At 63.1% G+C, this 3,223-nt stretch carries 3 protein-coding genes; all 3 read right to left on the bottom strand.

Annotated features, from left to right (window positions below; all coding sequences use genetic code 11):
* Positions 1-993, bottom strand: a 993-nt coding sequence (asnB, locus tag ACIQ2X_RS16550; protein ID WP_396180106.1) for an asparagine synthase (glutamine-hydrolyzing), incomplete at its 3' end; no start/stop codon positions are given.
* 1 nt (position 994) lies between these two features.
* Positions 995-1,549 (bottom strand): sugar transferase, encoded by a 555-nt coding sequence (locus tag ACIQ2X_RS16545; protein ID WP_396180104.1) that lies wholly within the window; start codon positions 1,547-1,549, stop codon positions 995-997.
* On the bottom strand, positions 1,546-3,090 hold the full coding sequence (locus ACIQ2X_RS16540) for a lipid II flippase MurJ (protein ID WP_396180102.1): 1,545 nt from the start codon (positions 3,088-3,090) through the stop codon (positions 1,546-1,548). Before ACIQ2X_RS16540 ends, ACIQ2X_RS16545 begins: the two co-directional genes overlap by 4 nt.
* Positions 3,091-3,223 lie beyond the last annotated feature (133 nt).

The raw sequence follows: 3,223 nt of genomic DNA, 5'->3' as shown, positions 1-3,223 counted from the left end.
GTGGTAAGTGGCTGCCGGCCACAGCGCCAACATGTCTGGGTCGACGCGCTCCATCTTGTGCCGGGTGCCGAAACGGTCTGCTGCCGCCTGCGCGAAGGCGGCTTCGTCATAGCGTGGGTCATGGAATCCGATGCAGAAGGTCTTGACCGGCTCGTTCATGTGGCGCGCCATCAAGCCGACGACGGTGCTGGAATCAACGCCGCCAGACAGAAAGGCGCCGAAGGGCACGTCGCTGCGCAAGCGCAGTCGGACCGCGTCGTCGAGGATCGCGTTGAACTCCTCTACCCATTCAGCCTCGGTACGGCCATGAAGCGGCTGAACCTCGGCGAGATCCCACCAGCGCCAAGTCTGCGAGCCCGCGCGTGTCACTTTCATCGCGTGGCCGGGCATTAAGTGCCGGATACCCTCGTACATCGTGTACGGCGCCGGCACGTAGTTGAAGCTCAGGTAGTGGTGCAGTGCCTCCCGGTCCATGGCCGGGCGCGGCATGCCGGCCTTCAGGATGGACTTGATCTCTGAGGCAAAGGTCAGTTGCCGCCCGTCGTCATGCACATACAGTGGCTTGACGCCAATGCGGTCGCGCACGACGTACAGCGCCTGTTCGCGCATGTCGAGAATCGCGAACGCGAACATCCCGTTGAGCTTGTGCAGGAAGCCTATGCCCTCCGATTCGTACAGCCGCAGCAGTACCTCGGTGTCCGAGTGCGTCCGGCAGGGGTGGCCGCCGCGCGCGAGCTCTTCGGCGAGTTCAACGTGATTGAAGATCTCGCCGTTCTGGACCACAACGATCTGCCCATCATCCGATACGAAGGGCTGGTGGCCCCCCTGGATGTCGATGATGGACAGGCGCTGGTTGCCGATGGCCATGCCCGCTGCGGCGTGCACGCCCCGGTCGTCAGGGCCACGGTGGCGTATCGCGTCACCCATCGCCGCGAGCACTCCGGCGTCAAGCGACCGCCCGTCACGGTGGTAGTAGCCGAAAATGCCGCACACGTCAGTTGCCCCCCCTGCCGAAGACCTGTCGCAGGGTCAACAACATAACTTTTAGATCTAACATTATGGAGGCATTTCTGACGTACTGAAGATCGAGGGAAGTGCGCTGTTCTGCCGTGGCTTCCGAGCGCAGCGTGGCTTGGGCCAATCCGGTAATGCCGGGCCGCACGCTGTGGCGTTCCAGCCACTCAGGCTCAGTGTAGTTGGTGCGTTGCGCAGGTACGTCGGGCCGTGGTCCCACCACGCTCATGTCTCCGAAGATCACATTGATCAGCTGCGGCAACTCATCGAGGCTGGTACGTCGGATGAGCCGGCCCACTGGGGTGATGCGCGAATCACGATCCGCTGTGGAGTGCCCCCCGAGCCGCTCAGCATCAACGACCATGCTGCGAAACTTGAGGATGCCGAACTCCTGGCCTCCAAGGCCGACACGGCGCTGGCGGAAGATGATCGGCCCACCGTCGTGCAGCCGGATGGCTACCGCAACGGCCAGCAGCACCGGTGCGAAAAGCAGCAAAGCGGCCGATGCGATCACCAAGTCAGTCAAACGTTTCATGAGTGCTGGATGGGGTCAGGCGCTGCTCGCGAGAGACGCAAGGTCAAGAACACAGCAACGGCGAAACCTGAGAGCGCCAGCGCGGCGCGGAGAGCATCACTGCGCATTGCCAAAAAAGTGTCGATCATGACAAAAGCGGCCACGATGCCGAGACTTAGGGCTACGCAACCCACGAGTCTACGGCTCAGCCAACCCTGCGAGCCGAAGGTCGACATTTTAGCTGCGCGCATGAGCAAAGCTGCGAGCAGCACCTGAAAAGCAACCATCGCGCCCATTAGCAATGGCCCGGAGTTGGTCAGCAGCCCGGGCACGGCGAGCAAGGGAAGCAGTGTGAGGCAAAGGCCGCTCCACCGCAGTACCACGGCTGGTCGGCGAGCAGCATTCAACCAGGCCACCGCGATACCGCTAACGGCCAACGCGGGCGTTCCAAGCAGTGCAATGCGAAGCAACGAAGCAACGGTGTCCAGCGCCTCGGCATCCATTGCGCCGCGAGCCAGGACGAGGTGAACCAGCGGCGTGGCAAAGCCAGCGCCAATGCCAACAACGGCCACTGCCAGCAACACACCGCGTTGGATGTGGCGCTGCGCCGCGGCCTGTGCCTCAGCCAAGTTGCCGATCGACATCTGTTCGCTCAACGTCGTCAGTGCAACTGTCGCTATCGAGCCAAGCAGGATCGCAACCGGCAGTTCCACCAGTTTGAGCGCATAGTTGAAAGCCGCGATGGAGCCGCCGCCCAGTGTCGATGCCAGCGCTCGCACGAAGACCGGGACGAGCAGCATCAGCGAAGCCGACAGCGTAGCCGCAAAAAAATCGCGCAGAAGTTGGTCATCCGGCAACGGTTGCGTGGGGCCGCTTCGCCAGGCGGAGCCCGGCATAGCACCCAGCTGGCTGGCCAGGCGCAAAGCTGCCCCTGCAACGATGCCGGCACCCAGGGCCGCCAGTGCCGGACCAGAGATCCACAAAAAAGCCAGCACGCACAAGTTGAAGATCAGCGTGCCAATGCCAGCGACCAGATACTTCTGTTTCGCGTTCAGCCAAGCCGAACTGACCCCGGCAAGGGCCGTGAGTGGGATGGCTGCGGCTACAGCGAGGATCGCCAAGGACGGTAACGACGCCAACGACGGCGCCCCGATCCCGGGTGCCAACAGGCCCAATACACCCTTTGGCCAGAACCCCACCACCAAGGCAATTGTTGCGAAGGTTACGAAGCAAACTGCCATTGCACGACGTAGCAAGAGAGCGGACTGCGTCGGCTCCAGCGCGCGAAAGCGCGGCACCAGTGCGGCCCCCAACCCACCGGACAGCAACAGGTTGACCATGAGGTCCGGCAGCGTCAAAAGCAGCACAGCGAGGTCGGCTTCCAAGGTCAGCCCGAATGCCGCAGCCAATTCGATCTCGCGCCACAGGCCACTCAACCGGCCTGCCAGTAGCGCGATGCTGAGCACAGCGCTGGCGCCCATCAACCCGCGCAGCCGTCGATAGCTGTCCTCAGTCATCGACACCTCAACCTGGGCGTCGCGGCGGAAGTCGGCTGGCAACATCGCGAATACGGCGGGCGACCTCGGCACGGTTCGCGCCTAGCCCGGCTTCACTTGATGCCAGGAAAGCCGTGTGTGCGTTGCGCAATCGCTCGACCTCCAGCCCGAAGTCCATTTGGCCGCGGATTTCGGCGAC

It is taken from the genome of Flavobacterium sp. (assembly GCF_044368625.1).
In the GTDB taxonomy this organism is placed as follows: domain Bacteria; phylum Bacteroidota; class Bacteroidia; order Flavobacteriales; family Flavobacteriaceae; genus Flavobacterium.
Note: the sequence above shows the minus strand (reverse complement) of the source record. Positions and strands in the feature narration are given on the sequence as shown.